The 21,983-nt window shown below is 48.1% G+C and carries 21 protein-coding genes; 11 read left to right on the top strand and 10 right to left on the bottom strand.

Annotation, left to right across the window (positions count from 1 at the left end; translation table 11 throughout):
* Positions 1-9 precede the first annotated feature (9 nt).
* Genes K300_RS0110470 through K300_RS0110455 form a run of 4 tightly spaced genes read right to left on the bottom strand, consistent with a single transcriptional unit; the run spans position 10 to position 3,682 of the window.
* Positions 10-930 carry a transketolase family protein gene (locus tag K300_RS0110470; RefSeq protein WP_022851624.1) on the bottom strand — a complete coding sequence of 307 codons (921 nt, stop codon included), beginning with the start codon at positions 928-930 and terminating at the stop codon, positions 10-12.
* Entirely contained in the window at positions 927-1,706 is a 780-nt protein-coding gene (locus K300_RS0110465) for a transketolase (RefSeq protein WP_022851623.1), read from the bottom strand. Before K300_RS0110465 ends, K300_RS0110470 begins: the two co-directional genes overlap by 4 nt.
* A 4-nt stretch (positions 1,707-1,710) precedes the next feature.
* Entirely contained in the window at positions 1,711-2,478 is a 768-nt protein-coding gene (locus K300_RS0110460) for a class I SAM-dependent methyltransferase (RefSeq protein WP_022851622.1), read from the bottom strand.
* Positions 2,468-3,682 carry a glycosyltransferase gene (locus K300_RS0110455; RefSeq protein ID WP_022851621.1) on the bottom strand — a complete coding sequence of 405 codons (1,215 nt, stop codon included), beginning with the start codon at positions 3,680-3,682 and terminating at the stop codon, positions 2,468-2,470. The genes K300_RS0110460 and K300_RS0110455 overlap by 11 nt, the downstream gene beginning before the upstream one ends.
* Before the next feature lie 69 nt (positions 3,683-3,751).
* Between K300_RS0110455 and K300_RS0110450 the strand changes: the two genes are divergently transcribed.
* Complete coding sequence (locus tag K300_RS0110450; RefSeq protein WP_022851620.1) at positions 3,752-5,767, top strand: STT3 domain-containing protein; 2,016 nt, start codon at positions 3,752-3,754, stop codon at positions 5,765-5,767.
* Positions 5,768-6,046: 279 nt separating this feature from the next.
* A complete protein-coding gene (locus K300_RS16980) occupies positions 6,047-6,325 on the top strand; it encodes a transposase (protein WP_026836411.1) in 279 nt (92 codons plus the stop codon).
* A gap of 484 nt (positions 6,326-6,809) precedes the next feature.
* Here the strand turns inward: K300_RS16980 and K300_RS0110440 are convergent, their stop codons facing one another.
* The 5 genes from K300_RS0110440 to K300_RS0110420 all read right to left on the bottom strand — a co-directional run bounded on the left by K300_RS0110440 (position 6,810) and on the right by K300_RS0110420 (position 12,950).
* Complete coding sequence (locus tag K300_RS0110440) at positions 6,810-8,522, bottom strand: hypothetical protein (protein ID WP_022851619.1); 1,713 nt, start codon at positions 8,520-8,522, stop codon at positions 6,810-6,812.
* Between the two features lie 261 nt (positions 8,523-8,783).
* Complete coding sequence (locus tag K300_RS0110435) at positions 8,784-10,913, bottom strand: secretin N-terminal domain-containing protein (RefSeq protein ID WP_022851618.1); 2,130 nt, start codon at positions 10,911-10,913, stop codon at positions 8,784-8,786.
* A complete protein-coding gene (locus tag K300_RS0110430; protein WP_022851617.1) occupies positions 10,910-11,452 on the bottom strand; it encodes a hypothetical protein in 543 nt (180 codons plus the stop codon). The genes K300_RS0110435 and K300_RS0110430 overlap by 4 nt, the downstream gene beginning before the upstream one ends.
* On the bottom strand, positions 11,449-11,976 hold the full coding sequence (locus K300_RS15385) for a hypothetical protein (protein WP_022851616.1): 528 nt from the start codon (positions 11,974-11,976) through the stop codon (positions 11,449-11,451). The genes K300_RS0110430 and K300_RS15385 overlap by 4 nt, the downstream gene beginning before the upstream one ends.
* Entirely contained in the window at positions 11,973-12,950 is a 978-nt protein-coding gene (locus K300_RS0110420) for a hypothetical protein (protein WP_022851615.1), read from the bottom strand. Before K300_RS0110420 ends, K300_RS15385 begins: the two co-directional genes overlap by 4 nt.
* Positions 12,951-13,099: 149 nt before the next feature.
* Here K300_RS0110420 and gspG point away from each other — a divergent pair, with 149 nt between their 5' ends.
* The 7 genes from gspG to K300_RS0110385 are packed head-to-tail and all read left to right on the top strand — an operon-like array spanning position 13,100 to position 18,530.
* Positions 13,100-13,525, top strand: a complete 426-nt coding sequence (gene gspG / locus K300_RS0110415; protein WP_022851614.1) for a type II secretion system major pseudopilin GspG — start codon at positions 13,100-13,102, stop codon at positions 13,523-13,525.
* Positions 13,526-13,528: 3 nt separating this feature from the next.
* The gene (locus K300_RS0110410; protein ID WP_022851613.1) at positions 13,529-15,178 is read left to right on the top strand and encodes a GspE/PulE family protein; all 1,650 of its coding nucleotides are present in this window, start codon (positions 13,529-13,531) and stop codon (positions 15,176-15,178) included.
* On the top strand, positions 15,175-16,374 hold the full coding sequence (locus tag K300_RS0110405; protein WP_022851612.1) for a type II secretion system F family protein: 1,200 nt from the start codon (positions 15,175-15,177) through the stop codon (positions 16,372-16,374). The genes K300_RS0110410 and K300_RS0110405 overlap by 4 nt, the downstream gene beginning before the upstream one ends.
* A gap of 1 nt (position 16,375) precedes the next feature.
* A complete protein-coding gene (locus K300_RS0110400; protein WP_022851611.1) occupies positions 16,376-16,594 on the top strand; it encodes a type II secretion system protein in 219 nt (72 codons plus the stop codon).
* On the top strand, positions 16,587-17,003 hold the full coding sequence (locus K300_RS0110395; protein ID WP_022851610.1) for a prepilin-type N-terminal cleavage/methylation domain-containing protein: 417 nt from the start codon (positions 16,587-16,589) through the stop codon (positions 17,001-17,003). The genes K300_RS0110400 and K300_RS0110395 overlap by 8 nt, the downstream gene beginning before the upstream one ends.
* The gene (locus K300_RS0110390) at positions 16,966-17,613 is read left to right on the top strand and encodes a pilus assembly FimT family protein (RefSeq protein WP_081646961.1); all 648 of its coding nucleotides are present in this window, start codon (positions 16,966-16,968) and stop codon (positions 17,611-17,613) included. The genes K300_RS0110395 and K300_RS0110390 overlap by 38 nt, the downstream gene beginning before the upstream one ends.
* Positions 17,610-18,530, top strand: a complete 921-nt coding sequence (locus K300_RS0110385; protein ID WP_022851608.1) for a type II secretion system minor pseudopilin — start codon at positions 17,610-17,612, stop codon at positions 18,528-18,530. Before K300_RS0110390 ends, K300_RS0110385 begins: the two co-directional genes overlap by 4 nt.
* On the opposite strand, the gene wbaP is transcribed toward K300_RS0110385, so the two are convergent.
* The gene (wbaP, locus tag K300_RS0110380; RefSeq protein WP_022851607.1) at positions 18,527-19,981 is read right to left on the bottom strand and encodes an undecaprenyl-phosphate galactose phosphotransferase WbaP; all 1,455 of its coding nucleotides are present in this window, start codon (positions 19,979-19,981) and stop codon (positions 18,527-18,529) included. The genes K300_RS0110385 and wbaP overlap by 4 nt on opposite strands.
* Before the next feature lie 160 nt (positions 19,982-20,141).
* Here wbaP and K300_RS15380 point away from each other — a divergent pair, with 160 nt between their 5' ends.
* Both K300_RS15380 and K300_RS0110370 read left to right on the top strand, forming a co-directional pair.
* On the top strand, positions 20,142-20,846 hold the full coding sequence (locus K300_RS15380) for a WecB/TagA/CpsF family glycosyltransferase (RefSeq protein WP_081646960.1): 705 nt from the start codon (positions 20,142-20,144) through the stop codon (positions 20,844-20,846).
* Positions 20,843-21,973, top strand: coding sequence for an O-antigen ligase family protein (locus K300_RS0110370; RefSeq protein WP_022851605.1), 1,131 nt, complete (start codon positions 20,843-20,845; stop codon positions 21,971-21,973). The genes K300_RS15380 and K300_RS0110370 overlap by 4 nt, the downstream gene beginning before the upstream one ends.
* Positions 21,974-21,983: the final 10 nt, after the last annotated feature.

The raw sequence follows: 21,983 nt of genomic DNA, 5'->3' as shown, positions 1-21,983 counted from the left end.
TTTATCCTGTTACTTAATTATTAGTTTCTTTAACGTTTCTGCGATGTTTGTACCAGATAAACCGTACCGCTCACGCAGATACTCAGCATCGCCTATAAGATTACGGTCGTAGTTTTCTATGCCGATCATCTTAAACCTCGGGGCTTTCCCCGCTTCAAGGAGTGCCTGTGCCGCCTGACTGCCGAGACCGCCGAGAAGATTATGCTCCTCGGCAGTAACAACCGCAGGATACCTCCCTGCTATCTCAGCCACCCCCTCACTGTCAAAGGGTGAAAGCGTGTGCACATAGAGAACCCCTGCGTCTATACCCTCTTCTGAGAGGATTTCCCTCGCCTGCAGAGCACTCTGCACCATGGAGCCAGTGGCAATTATAAGACCGTCCGTCCCCTTTCTGAGATGAACTGCTTTTCCCGATAGGAAGGGTGTTTCCAGCTCATATATACTCTCCTCAGCCTGCCTTCCAAGCCGTATATATGCCGGCCCGTTGTCCTGCATACACCAGTCCGCCAGGTTAACAGCATCCGTGGTGTCCGCCGGAGCAAAGGTTCGCATGTTTGGCAGGGAGGCCATTAATGCAAGGTCCTCAAAACCGAAGTGGGTGTAGCCTTCGAATCCGTAGGTGAATCCGCCCCCCACAGTGACGAGCTTCACATCCGCATTGTGCAGAGCCAGATTGAGCCGTACCTGCTCGAATGCCCGCATGGTGAGAAATGGGGTGATGGAGTAGCAGACAACCTTCTTGCCCGACAGGGCGAGCCCTGCCGCTGTTCCCACCATATTCGCCTCGGCCGCTCCTGCGTCTATGAACCTTTTCGGGTCCGTATCACGAAAAGGGTCGAACAACACAAACCCGAGATCCCCTGTTAACAGGTATGTATCGGTGTTGTCGGCAAAATGTTCGTGGAGCCTTTTGAAAAAATCGTTCCTCATACTTGAAGCTCCTCAACTGCCTTAGTGTATTCATCATCATCCGGCGCCCTGTAGTGCCAGAGGAGCTTATCCTCCATAAAAGAAACACCCTTCCCCTTAACCGTATCCAGCACTATGGCAAGGGGTTTTCCGTTCCGATTCGTGTTGAGTGCAGATTCAACGGCGTCCATATCATGTCCGTCTACACGTAAAGCATCCCAGCCGAAGCTTTTCCACTTATCCTCAATGGGCTCAAGAACCAGAACATCCTCGGTATCCCCAAGGGCTTGAATCTTGTTTCTGTCTATCATTACAGTCAGATTATCAAGCTTGTGATGTGCGGCAAATAATGCGGATTCCCACACCATTCCCTCGTTCAGCTCTCCATCCCCCAGCATAACAAATACCCTGGACGGGCTACTGTCGTGCTTCGCCGCAAGTGCCATACCGTTACCGAGCGAAAGACCGTGCCCGAGGGAGCCCGTGGCCGCCTCTATACCCTTTGCAGTATCGATCATCGGATGCTGTTCAAGGGTGCCTCCGTTCACTGCAAACCCCTCGATGTCCTCATCGCTCAGCAAGCCTTTCAGATGGAGTATCGCATAGAGCCCGGGGCATGCGTGCCCTTTGCTCAACAGAAACCTGTCCCTGTTCTCTCCAAAATCCATAACCTTGAAATAGAGAACAGCCAGCGCCTCCACCATGGAAAAAGATGAGCCTATATGAGGTCCACCGGTTTTATAGATCATGTCCAGTATCCCGAGTCGTGCCCGGGAGCATATCTCTTTCATATCCATTGATTCAGTCCTTCTGTGCTGCCATATATATTATCTTGTACTCGTCCCCGCCGATATACGGTACGGGTGGTTCGTAATCGATCATATTGTCTGTAACTGCTTCAGGGATCGGCTTCAGCTCGCCCATAAAGATCCTCTTAAGATAGGTTCGAAGACGTAAACTGCCAGGAATAAGGTTCATCTTTGTTGCTCCACGCTTAAGCACGGAGAAGGCCCTGTCCTTTGCTCCGGCAGGGGCAGAGGGGAAAGCTCCATATGTTTCAACAGTGCTGAAATACTTCCCGGCAAACGCAGCCAGTTCCGCCGCTGTGTAATATCGCCTAGCATAAGGGGATGGGTGGAAATCCTTCCATTCAGGGTTCACCGAACAGATAATGAGCCAGCCACCTTTTTTAAGCTTCTCCATTGCTCCATATATAAAACTCTCTATATCATCAAGATAATATACAGCCTCATAGAGAATTATCAGCCCGTATTCCTTATCTATCTCCCTGAGCCTGCATGCATCGAACTCGAAGACCTCAACGGACTCATTATCCCTGTGCAGTTCAGATGCAATGCGGAGGTTCTCCTTATCGATGTCGCAACCATCAGCCCGCCCAAGCTTTTCCGCAAGGTAGCCCAGCCCTATTCCGGAGCCGCAGGCCGCTTCAAGTACAGGCCCTTCTGTGTTTTCAACAGCAAAACGGTAACGTTGATAAAGCCTCTGGAGCTGTTCTACACTCGCTTGAAGTCCGGGTACTTCGGTTATCTCATTAAAATTATCGCTCATTGGCAATTTCCTCTAGATAGTCCGCATAATCGGAGTAAATCTTATCGGCATCAAAGCGTTCTTTGAATATATTTCCAGCATTGGAGGAAAAGCGATTTCTCGTTTTTTCATCCATAAATTTTCTAATGCATCCTGCCAGCTCTTCACAATGCCCCGGCTCAAAGTTTAGTCCTATACTTTCTTTATCAATTAAGTCCCTGAGCTCACCATGCCAGGCTGATATCAAGGGCAGAGAAAACGATAGATAGACAAATACCTTATTTGGGAAAGCACTTCTCTTTGCCGGAGCGGTTGTTATTCCGCATGCGCTCCATGAGAGTAGTTTTGCCATCTCCAGCTCATTCAGCCAGCCCGTAAATATAACATTATCAAGCCCGGCTGCATCTTTTTCAAGGGATTCACGCATGTCACCGTCACCCCCCATTACAAAAAGCACAGGCTCATCTTTCATCAAATGTGCTGCCTTTATAATATCCGAAGGATCATTATTTGCACTGAACGTTCCCACATATGAGGCGATGAAGCACTTCCCCACGTTCTTCTCGATTCTTTTCAGTTTATCAGGAGTGTTTGATGGTACGGTAACAGCCCTGCTGCCAAGGTAAAAGACCCGGTCGCTTTCTCTCCTGCTGCGGTTCAATTTCCCAAGCCCCCAGTCAAGCATCTCTTCCATCATGCTAACAAGACCGTCGGCGTGGGCTAGTGTGTGCCGAAGCATTGCAGAATCCTTATACAGCGCAAGCCTGCCAATCGGTCTTAGTGGTTCTGGAAGGTAGCTCAGAAATATATCAGGCCATTCATCCCTGATATCGACTATCAGGGGGATCTCACGTTTATATGCATACTTAGCCCCTTCATGGGCAAGATCGTAGGCTGGTGTTGATGCAAGAATCAGGTCCGGTTTTTCTTCTGTTAGGGCTCTTTTACGGAAGTCCGCAGCCACTTTCCTGTGGTCTCTGAATCGTCTGAGTGAGATATTCTTTTTATATCCGTAACCCTCAAGGAGCCGGTAGCTTATTCCATTGTATTCTACTGAAGTATCATCACCAATCCATTCTTTGGTTATATGATCGAACCTGCTGGACCACCATGTTACAGAGTGCCCCCTGCTGATAAGCTCTTCAGCGAGCAGAGCCGTTCTTATCTTTCTGTTGCCCGATTTTATCGGAAGGGGTTCTCCTGTTTGCAAGAGCCAAAAATTCATCTATAATCCCGTATGCAGTTTAACTGCTTCGATAATATCTAATCAAACTAAGCAAAACAAGGATTAACTATGGATATCAAAGCACTCTCTGAGAATAAATCATTCAAAGTAATCGCCGTGTTTCTGATGATAGTAATTGCGTATTCTATCGGAACAGGAATGAGGGTTAAGCAGTATAATAAAGCTATGGGGGAACACAGAGAGCGCTTTATGACTCAACTTGATTTTCCTTCATTTACAACCCTTGATGCCCACTACTGGACAAGGTACGCAAACGAACTGAAAGAAGGTACCTATAAAGCAGGAGAACCTGACACTAAACGGCTCTACCCCACGGGCTCAAAATATCCTGAAAGAGTCCCTCTTATCAGCATAATGCTGGCAAAGATCTCGTCTATATCCGGCATGAGCGTCTGGAATGCAGGCATATGGATGCAGACCTACTTTCCCGCCTTAGCTGTTATTCCAATTATTCTATTATTCGTACGCATTGGTCTGCCTTTAATAGGATTTGCCGGTGCACTTGTAACAGCGACCAGTTTTGAATACACCATCAGAACAAGCTTCGGCAGGGTTGATACTGATATTCTGAACCTGTTTTTCCCTGTACTTGTGGCATACATTCTTACTGAATTGGTTTTACAAAGAAAGGAACTTATTAAATATCTTCTTGCTATTGTTGCTGGTGTTTCAATGTATTTATATATCCTTTGGTATAACCATCCGAGTATGCAGTTGTTTTTCTCATTCTCTCTAATTGCTGCATTATTTGTGAATAAATCCAACATACGCATGATCACAGTAAGCACTGTACTATTCCTTGTGTCATCCGGTCCGCACTTCTTTTTGGCCGGCATTACTGACATAATGTATACCTTGAGAAACTTTATAATAACATCTGAGACTCCAAGCGCTGATACAGCCCGCTTTATTTTTCCATCCTCTTCATCAACTATCAATGAGCTCAAACAGCTGGACTTCTTAAAAACATCCAGAGCAGTTTTTGAGTTTGCATCGATTGCAATACCCGGCTTCATAGGCACAATTTTATTGTTCATATTTGAACGTAAGAGGACCCTGCTGATGCTTCCAATCCTAATACTTTCCCTCATGACATTCTTTGTGGGGATTCGTTTTTCTATGTATGCAACTATCTTTGCTGGTTCCGGTTTTGCATACTTATTCTTTTTGGCAGGAAGATGGCTGTATAACAACTACCATCCCCACGAGCTATTTAAACATCTTTCAACACTACCTGCATTAATTCTATTGGTGCTTACTCCATTTTCTAGTTCCTGGACGATCACATACAACAAACCAGCATTATTGAGTGAAATACTCGATACAGCAATACTTACAACTGAGCTTAATAACAAACCAGTCTTCTCCTGGTGGGGAAATGGATATATGCTTCAAGATTTACAGCAGTCCAAGACTTTCATCGATCCCGGAACACACTCCAAACCTGTGACCAATTTAATTGCAAAAGCAATTATGAATGACAATGAGAGTGATGCATTGTCCATATTTGACTATGTTTATGACAATGGCCTTAAGGGAGTATATACAGCACATGAAACTTTTAATAGTCTGGAAAGCTACGAAGATTATATAACAAGCTATCAATCTGACAACTCTGACTACTATCTTTTCTTGTCTGAAGATATGCTACATAAAACACCGTCAATGAAGCACATGGCAAACTGGGGGCAAACGGACTCCGGTAGCCCTCTTATCTCACATTTACGTTGCAAACCGACAGCAGAGGATGAGCTAACCTGCGGGGCTCTAAAAGTTGACATGCGGAATGGTATCATTAACGGTTCTGCTAAAATTATGAGCAATGTTTTTGTCAATTCTGACGGAGTTGCAGGACGAAAAGATTTCGACTGGGATGAAGGTTACTATATGGTGTTTATGCTGATAAATGGAGAAAAGGTTTACAATGTAATGCTGATGCATGACTACGTTTTCAATTCACAGCTCATTCAGATGTATATATTAGGTAATTACGATAAATCAAACTTCAGTCTGGTTACAAACGGATACCCTTATACCAAGGTTTATAAACGCATCCATCATTGATTCTACAACTACTACTATTTATGATACAAACAACACCATAACTTAGCGCGTAGTTCTTCTCAATGTGAGTATATCGATTCTTCCACAATTATCTATCTGTATAGTACCGTCAAGACAACTAACAATTGACAGAACATGAAGCTGGAGTGTAGCTATCCGTCTTTTGGATGGTATATACCTCAACGTAACTAGGGTGGTTCATATGGATAACATTGATGTACTAATGGCAATAAATGTAAATGAAGAAGGTTACATCACGTAATCGGTGCATCAGGAGGAATGAAGGAAAATAAGGAGATTTTGAGAAACTTCCTCTGTGATCTTAACGAACGAGGTTTAAAGGGTGTTCAGCTTTTTATCGGAGATAAGTGCCTTGGGCCTGTTGATGCACTTAGTGAAGTCTATTTGTATGCCAAGTACCATCGCTGTATGGTTCATTTTTACAGGGATGTATTTTCGGTTACACCTAGAACTAAGGTGAGAGCTTTGGCAGCTATGCTTAAAGCCATTCATGCCTTAGAGAAGTTTAAGGCTGTTACACCGAAGCTTCGAGGTTGAAACAAAGAGTATTTGTTAAAAATTTTGAACACAGCATAGAGTAGATTTTGGCCTATATGACGTTTCCTTATGCTTACTTTCTCAAAATTAGGACGAATAACGTGATTGAGCGGCTTAGCAGGTAGATACGGCGATGAATACATGTGGTTGGAACTTTCCCTGACGGCAATTCAGCCCTGGTGCTGGTGTGTGCTAGATTACGTCATGCTGCTGGGACTCAGTGAGGAACAAAACGTTATATGAGTATGAAGTATTTTAATGAAGCAGAGGAATTAGAAACGGATTCAGTCGCTGGATAGCTGTATAATACCAAACGGCAAAAGTGATTTTACGAAACTTTCTTGACGGTACAGTACATTCGATAAGGGATGCTGACTAAAATCAGTATCGCAAAGAAACACTTGAATAAAAATAGTTAAATTCCGCATAAAAAAAGGCCCCGCAAAAAGCGGGGCCTTTTAAAATATCTGGTCTTAGCTACTAATTACTGAGCCCAGTTGTTCTGGTCGAGAACGGGGATAACCCTGTCTACTCCACCGGGGATAGCCTGAACAGCTACGCCGTGAACCTTGTCCTTGGGAGAAGTAATTGTGAATGTAGCGAAGAATCTGTCGTTTGTCATAGTGTAAGTGGGGTCTGCAGCCATTGCAGCAGCGATGATATCGCTAGCTCTTACAACTACGGAAGAAACTGCGGGAACCTGCTCTGTTCCAGATACCTGGAGGTTAGTGAGCTTGTTGTTGCCAGTTTCGTCAAAGATGTCGATGTACATGTCAGCAGCTTCTGCGTCTTCGTTAGAGATACGTACCCAGTTAGAAGCAGTGTTGAACATGTAGGGAACCTTGAGAACCGCACCGTTGATATCGATATCAAATGTTCTGATAGAATCTGCGCAGTGGTCAAGTTCGCCGTCAGCGTCGTTGAAATCGATCTGGTAACCAGCAGTTACAGTGTAACCGTAGTCCATAGTCTCGTCTGTGTTGTCAGTACCGAAAAGAACGTATACTTCGTCATCTTCGTTTCCACCAGTGCTGTCGAAGTCAGTTACATCGTCTGCACCTCTGGTGAAGTTGCTGAGGTCGAATACATACTCTGTACCGTTTACAGCAAAATCAGTCTCTGCAGCGTCATCACTGATTGCAGTGTCGAAAGTATCGGGGTTTCCAGTCTTGTCAACACCGTCGAAGAGGTTAACAATCATGAAGCTTCCAAGATTCTGTGAAGGTGTGAAAGACATACCTACATTGTCATCGTTGGTGATTGTTATAGCCTGGTCAAGAAGAGCAGCGTTGTCCACAGTTACAAACTCATAGTTTGCAAACTGAGTGCTGGCGTCATCAAGAGCAGTGGCTGTATCCTGAACGAAAAGTGTTCTGGGAGTAGTAGCTTCAACATCTACCTCAGCAGAAGTAGCGTCACTGTCGCTGAGACCGTAGAATATGTCGAACTGGGCAGAGATATCAACTATCTTTGTTGCAGCAGTTGCAGCACCAGCGATGGAGTATCCGCCGCCACCGTCAGTAACAGTTGACTCAACCTGAAGGGTTACGCTGTCAGTGGAACCGGGAGTAGTACATCCATCGTTGTCGATGTTGATGTCAAGGTTAGTGTAGTCAGCGTTGTCATCGCTTCCAGCAGTGTCTTCAGTGGAAGAGATTACAAGTCTTGTACCAGCATCGATAGTTACGCCAGCTTTAGTTACGAAAGTGATAGTGTCTGTATCAGTAGTAGCACCGTCAGTAGAAGCTACAGACTCAAGGTCGTCATCACCAGCTGCATGAGAACCGGGATCTTCATCCTTAAGAAGGTAAAGAGTACCGCCTTCGTTGAAGGTAGCGCCTGCAAGCTTCATAGTGATGAGTGAGCCTGAGGGAATATCCGTAGTGGGGATATACACGATTGTAAGATCGTCAGCAGCATCTGTAGCAGCAGCACCGCCAACAACAGAGTCACCGTTTCCAGTACCATCGAAGTCTGAGAAGTCAAGATCGAGGTCATCTGTAAGCTCGTAAGCTACCTTAACTTCTTTGTTTGTGTTAGTAACGCCTGTGCAATCTGCGCCAGAGTACTGGCTAAGAGTTGTACTAACGGCCTCTGAGCCTTTGTAGAGCTCAATACAACCGATTGTACCGGCGAAAGCAGAGCTTGCGAAGAGGCAAGTGGCTGCTGTGCCGACAGCAATTTTTCTGAAGTCCATAAAACATCCTCCTAAAAGTTATAGTCTTTTTTCTTAGTTTTCCTACTTTAAATGAGACACAAAAAATTAAACCAATGCTTCCAGTTTATTTCAGAGCGGCTCACCTCCTGTAGAATCCCATTCTTTAATCCCCTGCATATTACATGGATCATGTAACAGTTAATTTTAATCGTAAACAACGTTTATCCTATTGTCAATCTTTTTTATCCCCTGACACATATCAAATAAATGTTGTTTACTGTGCAGTTTTGCAAGTGAATTTTACCTCTCTTCACGATTAATGAGTTCAAACTCCTTTTCCACTGCATCGGCGATGTTTCTTACATCATCAGCCTGAGAAAGTATATACGGTGTTATCTGAATGATCAACTCTGTTTTCTGCTTCGACATAGACTGAACCTTAAATAAATGCCCCAGAATGGGGATATCTCCAAGGAGGGGTATCTTGTTCATTGATTCACTTTCGTTTTCTCTTATAAGACCACCCAGGAGAACTGTCTCGCCGGACTTAAGATTTACCTCTGTTTGAATGCTTCTGTTCAGGATTATCGGGGAGTCAATGCTTGATGTACTGTTGCTCTGCGCCTCGCTCAGCTCCTGCGAGATTGTCATAGTTAAAAACCCGTCGGAGTTCACAACTGGAGTAACACTAAGGCTTACCCCTGTACTCCTGTACTGAACATTTCTAACAATTGTGGGGTTATTATCAGTACCTCCGAGGTCGCCTGCTGAGGTTTCCGAAGTAACAACAGGCACCTCGGTACCAACATTTATACTGGCATTCTTGCCGTCAAGGACCAGAATATGTGGGGTTGAAATGACATTAATTAGGTCATTCTCAGCAAAGGCGTTCATGAGCGTCTTGAAATAACCGGACTCATTAGCCGCACTGTAGACAAGACCTGCTCCGCCTACACCAAGCCCTCCCATGGTCTGGATAGCACCGTTGAAATCGCCGCTCTGTTTCAGGTACCATTCTATTCCATACTGCAATGCATCGGTAAGCGTTACATCGGCGATGGTCACTTCAACAAGGACCTGATTCGGGAGTGAGTCCAGCTTTTCCGCAACACGCAGAAACTCTTTGTATTCGGCAGGCGTGGCAGAGATGAGTAGCTGGTTTCTCCCCTCGTCCACGGAGATGCTTATACTAAAATCCTTAAGCTCCACCGATCCTTCATTGCTTTTAACACTCGCAGTCTCTTCTTGGTTATCCTGAGCAGAAGGCCTGGGTGTTTTTGCCCCGCTGACCAATGATTCAAATACACTGCGCAGACTTTCGGCGTCCCTGTTCTTGGGCTTATATACAAAGAGACGCTTCTTCTCCCCTGTAAAAACCTCTTTATCAAGTTTTTCTTTCCAGAAGTTTATGGTCTCGTTCCATTTATCATTGCTGTAGGCCACAAGGAGTGCCTCTATTCTATCAATTGGTATAAACAGTACACCGGGGTCGTTTCCGCTTTCTGCAATCTCATAGCCCTGGGTTTTAAGGATCTTCTCAATTTCCACTTTAAATTCAGACGGCAACATATTATCGAAGTAGTAAAGCTTTGTCTTCTTGCCGAAAAGCTGGGGCCTGTCGAATGCCTCCACAAGCTTTACAGCTCTTTTCACGTCTGAGAGCCTATCGGTGATCATCATGGTCTTTGTTCCTGGAACAGTATCCACTTTAGAGCCAAAGCCAAGGGCATGCTTCTGTATAAATGACTTATAGTAATCAGGGTTTATGTACTGCACCGGAATCACCTGTGTTACCATTGTATGCGGATTGAGTCCGACAGGGAGATCCTTTCCAATAATAACGAGGGGCTTCTCCGGCTCTGCCTGATAGTTGCCTCTCCCTCTGCTGAAAAAGAACGCTCCGTTGTTTATCTCTACATCAACATTGTGCCTCTTAAGCAGCTCCACAACGAGGTTCATGAAGTCGTCACTCTCCATGCTCTCGGTCATCTGGAGTGTGATACCTTTATTAATCTTCTCTACTTCGGGATCCATATTATATGTAACGCCGAAAATATCACCGAAAACGGTAATAATGAATTCCTTAACAGGTATGTCATCAACGGAAATATTCACGTCGCCGGAGGGGAGCTTTAGCTCTGTGGCGTCGTAGCTGGTGTTCTCAACGAAAACAGCTCCGCCGGAATACCCTTCCATCAGAGTGGGAACCTCAACGATATCCTTCTTTCTTTCCATCAATTCTTCTTCGGTCTGGGGAGCCTCATCATCGGCAAAGGTATTCTCAACCTCAGCCTTATTGACCCTCGCTTTCTCGTAGGCTGTCTTGAATATAGGACCCCGAACCTTCTTCTCGCTCGCCGTAGTACATCCGGCCAAAACAATGAAAAGGGCGCATATGGTAAAAACAGCGATCCTTCTGCCGTTTATCATCTCATAACCTCCGTACTGAGAACCTTAAGCTCCCAGACACTGCTGTCTTTTGTATATTCCACAAAGACCCTGCTTCCCAGGATCCTCTTTATCAATAGATTCTTCTCAAGGTACTCACCCTCGTCCGCCGCCTTGAACCCACGGCTCTCCGGTGAAGGGTTGCTGAATATGGCAAAGCTACCTGCCCTTGAATCGGCAATGCCGTAAAGCTCCCAATAGTAGCTCTCATCAATCTCACTGGCAATACGGAACCGCGTACCGTTCTTCTCAAGGAAGAAGCTTTCGGCAGGGCTGACTTTATCAACAACTTCCTCTGTCTTTTCTTCTTCTACCGGTGCTTTTGCAATACCCCAGAGCGTTCCGTAGTCCTCATAGGTAAATTTCTCACCCTGCTTCTGTACAACGGGGGGGTTCATATCCAGGAGATCGGGGCGTTTCTGCTCCGGTTCCGCAAAACTGGGGAAGACGGATATAAAATGATATATCGCAATAACGGCCGCTATGCCGTAAAGAACGGCGTGCTTCTTTATATCCCTCATTCCGACCTCAGCTTATAGCCGGATACAAAGCCGCGGAAAACAAGATGGTCCTCCTTCCTCGGTTTTGCCGCCATCATGGTATCTATGGTAAGAAGCTTCTCGTATCCTGTAATACTGTTTATAAAGCTGGGAAACCCCTGAGGGGGACATTCCACGATAACCTGCATGGAGAGGACGCTGTACCAGTCCTGCGGGATAGGCTCCGCCCACATGGCATTCTTGTATGAACACCCGTTGTCCTGAGCAAACTTGCGCATGAGTGTCTGCATGCCTGTAAAGTCCATGCTCGCCGTACTCTCGGCGGAGTAGAACATCTGCTCGTTCTGCCTGTTTATCTCTATAAGTTCCTTCGCCTTTTCCTTGGCCTCTTCCCTGTGCTCGTATACAGCCTTTTCACGCACAAGGGTGCGCTTCTTAATATTAGCGGAGGAAACGGTTCCTGCGGATTCCTGAATAAGCGGGTTCACATACATTACATAGAAGGCGAGGAGTGCGGTGAAGATGAGTGTCTTACGGTTTATCACTGCTGAGCCTCCGCCAGAAGTAGCTGGGCATTGATATTAACCTTTGAGGGATTATCCCTGTCCGGAACGGCGGAATTTACCTTAACCTCATAGAATGCTCCCGTGTCCTGAAACTTTTCGATGAAGTCACTCGCCGAGGAGCACTGCATGCGTATGGTGATGGAGATCCCTGCATAGTCGATGAGTTCAAGCCTGCCGTTGAGCTCATTCGTTGCGGATGCTATGGCGTTCATGTACTCACCGATACGGGAGGAAAACTGAACAAGCTTATTAAAATCCTCCCATCGCCCGAGCTTCGCCCTAGCCTCATCCACATCCGCCCTGATGGGAAGATTCATCTTCCTGTATTCCTTCAGCTCTTCGCTAACAGACTCCTCGCGGCTGTTAATGTAGGACGATACAGCAATATCCCCCACAGAAAGAACGGCAAAAAGAACTATCAGGGGCATAACGGAATCTGCGGCAAGCTTGCGGAAATAGTTGGAAAAATCCAGCTGGGTTCTGGCGAATGTATATATATCGGAGAATGTGATCTCATAATCGCCGTTGGACTCTATGATAAAGGGCTCCCTGAGGGAATGCTCCCTTGTGAGGAGCTCTGCAAGCTCTTCGTCACTCCGCATGGGGGGCTTCATCATCTGGGAAACCATCCTCCCCTCACGCACAACGCAGACCGCCGAGCCTTCACCCCTGCCGATGACAACCGCATCCCCCCCTTTGAGGGATGAACACATCGCCCACCCTTCGGGGATATGAATTTTTCCGCTCTGGAGAGGAATACGAGTGAACCAGATGAGAAGTCTGTCATCTATAGTAGTATAAACTACACCTTCGGGGGTAAAGGGGCAGAGCTCACCGTAGTTCAGCATAACTAGATGCGAAGAGAGCTTGAGCTTCTCGGGGAGTTCCGCAGAGGCGAAATAGGTATCCCCGGCACTAAGTGTTTGGATATATCTGCCTATAAACTTTACCATAGCGACCTATTAATACAGAATATCGGGTGTACTGTAAAGTTCATTAACTTGCGAATAAAAGAAGTTTTAGCGATTTTTGTTGATGAGCCCGCCCCATATCGGTTATAGGTATCAGGTACGATTATAATAAAGACAGAAGAGGTATATACATGCTCCGCAAGAAAACCGACAGAAGAGGTTTCACACTTATAGAGGTGCTGGTGGTTATGATAATCATATCCCTGCTGGCCTCCCTCGTTGCTCCCAAGCTTTTCAAACAGCTTGGCAAATCCCAGACAAGAACCGCCGAGGCGCAGATTGAGATGATAAGCACAGCCCTTGATGCCTTCCGGCTCGATGTGGGGAGATACCCCACCACCGAAGAGGGGCTGGAAATACTATGGACGAAGCCGGGTGATCTCGAAAAATACGATGGACCCTACCTCCCCAAACCGGTAAACGGCGATCCCTGGGGGGGGGAGTACCATTACGAGGCGCCTGGTGAAAACGACCGCCCCTTCGAGCTCTACACCCTCGGTGCGGACGGCAAAGAAGGCGGGGAGCGGGAGAATCAGGACGTCTCCTACTGGGAATAGACGATGAAAAAGCTGTTCGGCGAGATACTAACAGAGCGAAACGCATGCACCGTTGAGGATATAGACAAGGCCCTTGAGGTGCAGAAATCCTACGGCGGAAAGATCGGAACCATACTGATGAATATGGGGACGATCACCGAGGAACAGCTCCTCACTTCACTGGCTGAACAGCTCAGCCTCACCTACGCAAAGGACATAGACGGTCTCACCCCCTATGACACAGGGGTGGACTGGAAGATCCTCGTGCGCACAGGGATCATACCCGTATCCGAAAACGACGGAAGAATCAAAACCCTCACAAACGAACCGCTCCAGATGGAGATATTCTCCCTCATCGAAACGGTAACCGGCAAACGCCATGAGATCGTACTCACCAGAGAGGAGAACATAAACCGTCTCGCCGCCATGGTGGAGGAGACGGAGATAGAGAGCAGTACAAACCTTGTCCTTGATATCGACGACGAGGTGGACAGGCTCAAGGAACTCGCCTCCGAGGCCCCTGTAATTAAGCTGGTGAATACACTCATGAATAAGGCGATGGAGCAGAATGCCTCGGATATCCACTACGAATCACTCAAGAACAGCATGGTTGTCCGCTTCCGTGTGGACGGCATCATGCACCATGTGGAGACTGTTCCATTAAGGCTGAAGCTTGCTGTGATAACAAGGCTAAAGCTACTCTCCGGCATGAACATAGCGGAGAACCGGCTCCCGCAGGACGGGCGGATATCCATGAAGATAGCGGGGAAGGAGATCGATATCAGAGCCTCCTCCGTACCCACCCAGCACGGGGAAAGCTTCGTGCTTCGTCTGCTCGGAAAGGATAATCTGGACTACTCCCTTGACAGCCTCGGCTTCTACGCCGACCACAGGCAGATCATCGAAACGGTTACATCAAAGCCCAACGGAATATTTCTCACCACAGGACCCACGGGCTCCGGTAAAACAACAACGCTTTACTCTGTTCTCAACCGTCTGAACGGTGAGGATGTCAAAATAATCACCGTGGAAGATCCGGTGGAGTACGAATTCAGTGGTATCAACCAGATCCAGGTAAAGCCGGAGATTGGGTACAAGTTCAGCAATGCACTCAGAAGTATACTCCGTCAGGACCCAGATATTATAATGGTCGGCGAGATCAGGGACAAAGAGACCGCAGAGATCGCCATACAGGCTTCACTCACAGGCCACCTCGTTCTATCCACGCTCCATACAAACTCCGCACTGGCCGCTGTCACAAGGCTTCTAGACATGGGTGTGGACTACTTCCTTGTCAAGGCGTCCCTCGTAGGGCTCATGGCACAGAGGCTTGTCAGAAGGGTATGCCCCAACTGTGCAGAGAAGGATCCCGGCGCCGATGAGGCAAGAAGGATCTACGACATAGACAGGATCATAGAAAACTCCGGTTTTGCAGGGAGCTTTAACCCGATGAAAGGGAAGGGCTGTGCCCACTGCGGCGGAACAGGCTATAAAGGGCGTATGGTTATCAGCGAGATAGCCCCCTTCGACCGGCAGCTCGCCGCCGCATTTCAGGAGGATCCCTCCTTCAGCGATCTCCATGCCGTAAACCAGAGAACGATGATCGAGGACGGACTGCTTAAATACGCCGAGGGTAAGACATCTCTGGATGAGATTCTGCGGGTTGTTCAATGAGAATACTCCGTTATCAGGGGATCAAGGACGGGGGCGAAAAGGTCTCCGGCACTTATGCGGGTGATGAAGCCTCCCTTGTGAAGGAGATGCGCTCCCAGGGGATCATCGTCACCGAGATAAAGGAAGAGAAGAGCCGCAGCAAGGGTAGGCTCAACAAGAAGAGCTTCCACGAAGGTGTGGAGAGGCTCTATTACCTCCTCTCCGCCGGAATGAAGATAGACGAGGCACTGCGCATCGTTGTTAAGAACACAGAGAACGCCGCCGCCTCCGCCTTCTGGCAGAATGTACTCACATACCTTAAGCAGGGGCAGGTTTTCTCCACAGCCCTCAAGAACGCCGCCGAAGAGAACGAACTGCGCATCGAGGAGTTCTATCTTAATATCATAGGCGTGGGGGAAGAGGTGGGGGACATCTCGGATGCCCTCAAAACGGTAATGGAGCATGCGGACTTCAAATCGAAGATGATGGCGGAGATACGCTCCGCACTCGCCTACCCCTCATTCCTGCTCGGGATGAGCCTTGTGGCCGTCTTCTTCATATCCGCTTTCATACTCCCCAAGTTTGCATCCATATTCAATGAATCGGAGATGGCAAGGATTCCTGCCATCTCAAAACTGCTCATAGATTTCGGCAAGGCGGTAAACGCCAATATGAAGGAATTCGTAATCGGCTTCCTCGCTATTATAGGCCTCTCGGGATGGCTCATAAGCACCGAAGGCTTCAGAAGACAACTGAGAGACCTTGTGGATAAAACCCCGTACCTGCGGGATCTCTCCCGCAAGATGGAGCTTTCCGGCGCATTCAGCTCCCTCGGCGCCATGCTCGGCGGTGGTGTTGAGATCACAAAAGCCTTCAGCATGACCGCTAAAGGTATGCGCAACCCGGAGCTTGAAAGCGTTATGAAGAACACCGCCGATGAGATAAAGAAGGGGAAGCGGGTGAGCGAGGTGTGGTCAACCAGCGATGCGATACCCGGCGAGGCGGTTTCCCTCGTTGTCGTGGGTGAACGCTCTGCCAGACTCCCCGAAATATTCCGCAACCTCGGCGAAAGATACCTTCTGGACTTCAAAACCGCTGTAAGCCGTATGCTTACACTGCTGGAGCCTGCGGTAATCGTACTCCTCGGTCTTTTTATCGCCGTAATCGTTGTGGCTATTATGCTTGCCGTTGTGAGCATAAGCGATATTAGCGTTTGATATGAGAAGAGGCTTCACCCTTATAGAAATCCTTGTTGTTATGGCGATACTCACCGCCGCAGTTGCCCTCGTGGCCCCAGCCAGTATACGTTCGCTCGACAGGTTCGACCGCTACCTTGAGGAGAACCGTGTCCGGTTCAATGAAACAAAGGTATTCTTCTACGAATTCGCCAAGGACAGCGAGTGCCGCCTTGAGGATGGGGAGGTTGTCTGTGAATAAACAGGGCTTCACCATCGTGGAGGTGTTGGTGGCCATGGTTGTGGTCACAGCCGCCATCGCCGTTGCAAATATGTCCTACAAGATCTACCTCGACCGCGCCGCCGCCATGCAGAAATACGAGCTGCTGTACAATACAGCCCTCTCCCTCAAGGACACCATCGAGGCTGGCGAGCTGAGTGACGGCAAATCTATGCAGGGGGAGCTTAACGGCTTTGAATGGGATGCAGAGGTGAACCTTCTGGCAAACAACAGGAACTACCACTACGCCCAGGCGGATGTCTCCGAGCGGAATGAAGGAGCCTTTGAGATGTACCTCTACCGGATAGACCTCACGGTTGGCGGACAGGAGACAGAGTTTTACAGGACGGTATATGAGAAACGTGCGGATATCATCAACATGTCCCAATAGGGTGGGCTTCACCCTTATAGAGATGCTTATCTCCGTGCTTATTATGTCCATAATAATAGGCCTCTCTGCGTATGCCTTTCGTCATTATCTCAACTCCGCCGCAAGGGTAAACCTACCCTTCAAGCCGGAAACAGCCCACATATCCTATCTGCGTGACTCCATAAAAAGCACCTTCCATTACATATATGAGGCAAGAGGAAACGACGGGCTCATGCACAACAAGTATTTTTTCCATGGAACTGGAGGAAGTCTGAAGTTTGTGACGGCAAAACCGTTCTTCGGTGAAGAGCTTGCAGTTACAGAGATATTTCTGGACGGAGAGACCCTCAGCGTACGTCAGGCACCGGTATATGATAAAGTGAACACCTACAAGAATCCTCAATTTCCGGAAAGGACTACAAAGCTATACCCCGTTTACAACGATGTCTCTGAGATCTCCTTCACTTACGAATGGGGTGACAACAGCACGAACGAGATCGACGGGATAATCCCCGAACTGGTTAAGATCTCCTTCAACAGGAACGGCAGAGAAAGGGAGATCTTCTACGCTATAAAAAGCGGGTTCAACGAAAAGCTGGATATGGTGAACCACTACGGGGGCGCTGAATGATACGCAACGAAAGGGGTTCTGCCATCATCTTTGTACTGGTTATCGCCCTCATCGCCCTCTCCGTGTCCGCATATATGCTCCGCTCCGCCAAGGATGTTCTGCTCACCGCCGAAATGCTGAGAGACAAGATACACGCCAAATTCGAGGCTGAATCGATACCGGAGCTCCTCGCATTCATCACCGCCACCGCCAAGTTCGAAAAGAACTACTTCCATTTCGAAGGGGATCTACGCAAGATACCGGTGGACAATGAAACCTATTATCTCGACGGGCGGGAGAACACGATGCTTGACTCAAAGGTTGAAATGCTCGATACAGGCGCAATGCTCCCCCTCTGGGCGTTTGACCACAGCTCCATAAGTAAGCTGTTCTACAACGAATTCGAGCCATCCAAGGCCTCAATAATGTACAGCTCACTCATCGATTGGAAGGATGCCGATGACCTGCATCAGATGAACGGTGCGGAGAGCCATTACTACAACTTCGAGAAGAAACTCCCCTACACCCCCAGAAACCGCTTCGATATACAGGCGGTGGAGGAGCTTAGACTTATACGCGGTTTTGATAACGAAACCTACGACAAGGTTAAGGATAACCTTATCGTCGCCCTAGGCGGCAGGCTGAACGTTTCCACTGCTCCGCCGGAGATCATCGGCGTTATGTTCAACCTCTCCAAACGGGAGGTGGACTATCTCAAAGGAGTTAAGAAAGAGAAGGGTGAGATAACCCTCGCTGATATTGAGGATGTTACGGGTGCGGGAACGGTAATGACCGAGGTTGTGAACGAATACCCCTCATACTCTGTGGTGGTGGACGTGTACACGGAGAAGGGGAAGGCCGCCGAAAGACTGCGTACCATCATGAGCTTCAAGCCCACAAGGGACAAGCCCTATAAGATCCTGCGCTGGGAGAACTAGTATACACCTTTGCGGAATATCACCACGGGTATAGTCTTCGCCACCAGCAGAAGATCCAGCCAGAAAGACCAGTTGAGTGAATACCACGCATCGAGCTGGACCCTGTCCTGAAAGGTGAGGGTGTTCCTTCCTGATACCTGCCAGAGGCCGGTAATACCGGGGTAAGTGGTGAGGATCTCGTTAATATATCCCTTCATATCTCCACTTTCCGATGGCATATAAGGCCTTGGACCAACAACGCTCATCTCACCCCTGAGCACATTGAAAATCTGCGGCAGTTCATCGAGTGATGTCTTGCGGAGTATGTGACCGATCCTTGTTATCCTCGGGTCGTCCCCCTTGAGCTTGTGGTACTCCTCCCACTCCTGACGTTTTTCAGGGTTTTCCGCCAAATGCTTTTCAAGGATCTCATCACTGTTTACATACATGGTCCGGAACTTGAAGCATTTGAAGTTTTTGCCGTGTCTTCCCATCCTGTCCTGCTTGAATAGTGCGGGTCCCTTGGAATCCAGCCTTATCAACACAGTAAATATAACCATCAGCGGAAGGAACACAGGTGCACTGAGCAGTACAAAGAGATAATCGAAAACACGCTTGATGAACATGCTGGTGCCCGATTTCAGGTTGTTCTTAAGGTTCAGCATAAGGAGCTGGTCCTTGAAGATATGCTGGGGCTCAATACTCATAAGGGGTATACCTTTGAGTTCGGGAATCAGCAGGATATTGCGGGCGTGTTTATGTATGGTGTTGGTAAGCTGTGTGAGCTTCTCCGCCGGAAGCGTGGGGATGGCGATTAGCACGGTCTGGCTGTCGAACTGGGTCATATGCTCCTTAAAGCTTCCTATGGGGCCAAGGACCTTAAGGCTACGCCCTCCGTTGTCAATATCTTTCCCGTGAAGCGAAGGGTCATCATCAAGGAAGCATACGGGGTTATAGCCGAGGAAATCATCCTTCTCCAGCCAATCCGCCGCCTGCTGACCCGCAATACCGGCACCGAGGATAACCACATTCTCCTTCCAAACACCCCTATAATGAAGCAGCCTTTTCACATAATAGCGTAAACCAGGTATGAAAAACATTCCGGCAAGGGCGAAAACACATGATTCAAAGGCTATGGAAAAGGCAAAGTCCGCTGTAAGGAAGAGATGGGTATAAAGGGCGATGGCGACGCTCACCAGAACGGCACGGTAGACCTGCTTTGTCTCGTCCGCCAGGGGGAGTCTCTTCGTATACAGCCTTTCTACAGCGATGAGGATTATGGTAAGAGCAATGAGGTAGCGCTTCTCCACAGATGGGGGAAAGAAGCTCTGAAGGTGGCTCAAAAAGAGCAGAGTGGTAAGTATGTGAGCAAGATACATACTCAAGCTCACAGAGATAATGTCCGCCGCAAAAAGAACGGCAAAACTTGCATTCTTCCTGTACAGGTAGTTCTTCCTGCTAATCTTTACCAAAACTCTAAGCCCACACGCTTGTTTTTATAGCCCACATAAAGTTTTAACACGACTGGCCTCTATTGTCGATTCTTTTGACCAGCCGATGAATCTGGTGTATAAAAGGGCGGCTGTATATACAATTAACAGCTAAATACGCTTTTGCCGAGTGACTATTACCATGAACCTGCCGTATATTATAGTGAACCGCATGCAGAACAGGGAGATATGCTCAGAGGGGATAACAACCTTTCTGAACCCACACACCTATGTTGTGCACAGGGATAATCCCGAACTACTCTCCAGGTTTGACCATATCTGCTTTGACGGTATAATGATGGTAAAGGCTCTCCGCATGGCCGGAGTTAAGGATGCGGAGCGGATAAGCTTCGATATGACTTCCCTCGCCCCCGAGGTTTTCCATACGGCATCGGAGAAAGGACTCAGCGTATATTTCGTTGGAGCCAAGCCCGGGGTTATCGAAAAAGGAGTTGAGAAGATCTCCGCCAGCTACCCTGAACTGCGGATAGCAGGTTACCGGAACGGCTATTTCAAGGATAACGAGAGAGAGGAGTCCTTCGAAAGAATAAAGGACTCAGGCGCAGACATCGTCGTATGCGGCATGGGGGCCCCTTTGCAGGAGGAGTATCTGGCAGACCTTAAGGATTCAGGCTGGACAGGGTGCGGATATACCTGCGGCGGTTTTCTGCACCAAACAGCCGAGGGGATAAAATACTACCCCGACTGGGCGGACAGATACAACCTCCGCTGGGCGTATAGAATATATGACGAGCCTTACCTTTTTAAACGCTATCTAACAAACTACTCAAGATTCGCCCTTCATTTCCTGCGTGATATGAAGGAGTTCAGGAGGCTTTGCAGATGAACTGGTGGTGTCTGGTCAGCATATCCCACTCCGTTTCCATCAGCTCCACCCAGATAATCCTCGGCGGGCTGCTGTTCTATTGGATATACATCTCATACAAGCACAAGGACTTCTCCCTCGGCAGGGATCCTCTTATGATAGCCCTCGGCGTAATGTTTATAACAGGCCTTATCTCTGTGATCGCCGGGCCTTATAAGTTACGGGCGGCGGAGGGGATAACAAACTACTGGATATTTCTCTATCTCTTCGCAGGGATCTATTACATAAAAGATACCGCAACCCTCAAAAGGATATACTACTGTGCAGCACTGGGTGGTGCGATAATATCCGTAACAGGGCTATATCAGACTCTCGTAGCGGGTGAGTTCCGTGCAGAAGGGTTCTACTCCCACCCCCTCACCTTCGCCAACGTACTTACAATTCTTATAACGATGAATGCAGTACTCATATTAAGAAAGGGTTGGAACGATAAGAAGGAACTGGCCTATCTTATGGTTACGGTTCTGCTTATGTTTGCGGCTGTGCTCGCCTCCGGTTCGAGGATGCCCATACTAACCCTGGCGGCGATCTTCCCCGTTATCGCCGTTGCAACACTCCGCTGGAAGGGGCTTGCACTCTCCATAATCGTCCTTGCCGCAGGGGTTGTGGCCATATACTTCTCCCCGTCGATGAAACAGAGGTTTATATGGTCGCTAAGCCAGGATCTCAGCGACGGGATGACATCATTCGGTAACCGGCTGGAGCTCTGGAAGGCATCGTGGGAGATGTTCAAGGACAGGCCCCTCTTTGGCGTGGGCTACAAAAACTTCAGCAAGGTTGTGCGCGATTACCTCACCCAGGACGTTTACTCCGTCGCCCATGCTCATAACGCATACATTCAGCATATCGTGCTCCACGGCATAGTGGGCTTCGCCTCACTTCTCGCATTCCTGGGGCTTATAATTAAAAGAGTCTTCGGTGTAGTAAACCGCTCCCCTTATCACTTTGCCTCGCTGTTTATCCTTGCCGCATTCCTCATCTGCGGGCTTACAGAGAACACCCTAAGCGACTCGGAGGTGGCGATGTTCTGCATGTTCCTCGTGGGGAGCGCCATCGGCTCAGGGGAGAGAAATGAGACCTCCCACTGAACACGGCAAA

This window comes from Limisalsivibrio acetivorans (assembly GCF_000421105.1).
GTDB lineage: Bacteria > Chrysiogenota > Deferribacteres > Deferribacterales > Geovibrionaceae > Limisalsivibrio > Limisalsivibrio acetivorans.
Note: the sequence above shows the minus strand (reverse complement) of the source record. Positions and strands in the feature narration are given on the sequence as shown.

What these genes read in the sequence shown, in the direction of transcription:
- K300_RS0110410 (WP_022851613.1), top strand. Translation starts at nt 13,529, where the DNA reads ATGAAAAAGCTGTTCGGCGAGATACTAACAGAGCGAAACGCATGCACC.
- K300_RS0110440 (WP_022851619.1), bottom strand. Translation starts at nt 8,522, where the DNA reads ATGGACTTCAGAAAAATTGCTGTCGGCACAGCAGCCACTTGCCTCTTC.
- K300_RS15380 (WP_081646960.1), top strand. Translation starts at nt 20,142, where the DNA reads ATGAACCTGCCGTATATTATAGTGAACCGCATGCAGAACAGGGAGATA.
- K300_RS0110460 (WP_022851622.1), bottom strand. Translation starts at nt 2,478, where the DNA reads ATGAGCGATAATTTTAATGAGATAACCGAAGTACCCGGACTTCAAGCG.
- K300_RS0110390 (WP_081646961.1), top strand. Translation starts at nt 16,966, where the DNA reads ATGAGAAACGTGCGGATATCATCAACATGTCCCAATAGGGTGGGCTTC.
- K300_RS0110430 (WP_022851617.1), bottom strand. Translation starts at nt 11,452, where the DNA reads ATGAGGGATATAAAGAAGCACGCCGTTCTTTACGGCATAGCGGCCGTT.
- gspG (WP_022851614.1), top strand. Translation starts at nt 13,100, where the DNA reads ATGCTCCGCAAGAAAACCGACAGAAGAGGTTTCACACTTATAGAGGTG.
- K300_RS0110435 (WP_022851618.1), bottom strand. Translation starts at nt 10,913, where the DNA reads ATGATAAACGGCAGAAGGATCGCTGTTTTTACCATATGCGCCCTTTTC.
- K300_RS0110470 (WP_022851624.1), bottom strand. Translation starts at nt 930, where the DNA reads ATGAGGAACGATTTTTTCAAAAGGCTCCACGAACATTTTGCCGACAAC.
- K300_RS0110400 (WP_022851611.1), top strand. Translation starts at nt 16,376, where the DNA reads ATGAGAAGAGGCTTCACCCTTATAGAAATCCTTGTTGTTATGGCGATA.
- K300_RS16980 (WP_026836411.1), top strand. Translation starts at nt 6,047, where the DNA reads ATGAAGGAAAATAAGGAGATTTTGAGAAACTTCCTCTGTGATCTTAAC.
- K300_RS0110385 (WP_022851608.1), top strand. Translation starts at nt 17,610, where the DNA reads ATGATACGCAACGAAAGGGGTTCTGCCATCATCTTTGTACTGGTTATC.
- K300_RS0110450 (WP_022851620.1), top strand. Translation starts at nt 3,752, where the DNA reads ATGGATATCAAAGCACTCTCTGAGAATAAATCATTCAAAGTAATCGCC.
- K300_RS0110455 (WP_022851621.1), bottom strand. Translation starts at nt 3,682, where the DNA reads ATGAATTTTTGGCTCTTGCAAACAGGAGAACCCCTTCCGATAAAATCG.
- K300_RS0110465 (WP_022851623.1), bottom strand. Translation starts at nt 1,706, where the DNA reads ATGGATATGAAAGAGATATGCTCCCGGGCACGACTCGGGATACTGGAC.
- K300_RS0110420 (WP_022851615.1), bottom strand. Translation starts at nt 12,950, where the DNA reads ATGGTAAAGTTTATAGGCAGATATATCCAAACACTTAGTGCCGGGGAT.
- K300_RS0110370 (WP_022851605.1), top strand. Translation starts at nt 20,843, where the DNA reads ATGAACTGGTGGTGTCTGGTCAGCATATCCCACTCCGTTTCCATCAGC.
- K300_RS0110405 (WP_022851612.1), top strand. Translation starts at nt 15,175, where the DNA reads ATGAGAATACTCCGTTATCAGGGGATCAAGGACGGGGGCGAAAAGGTC.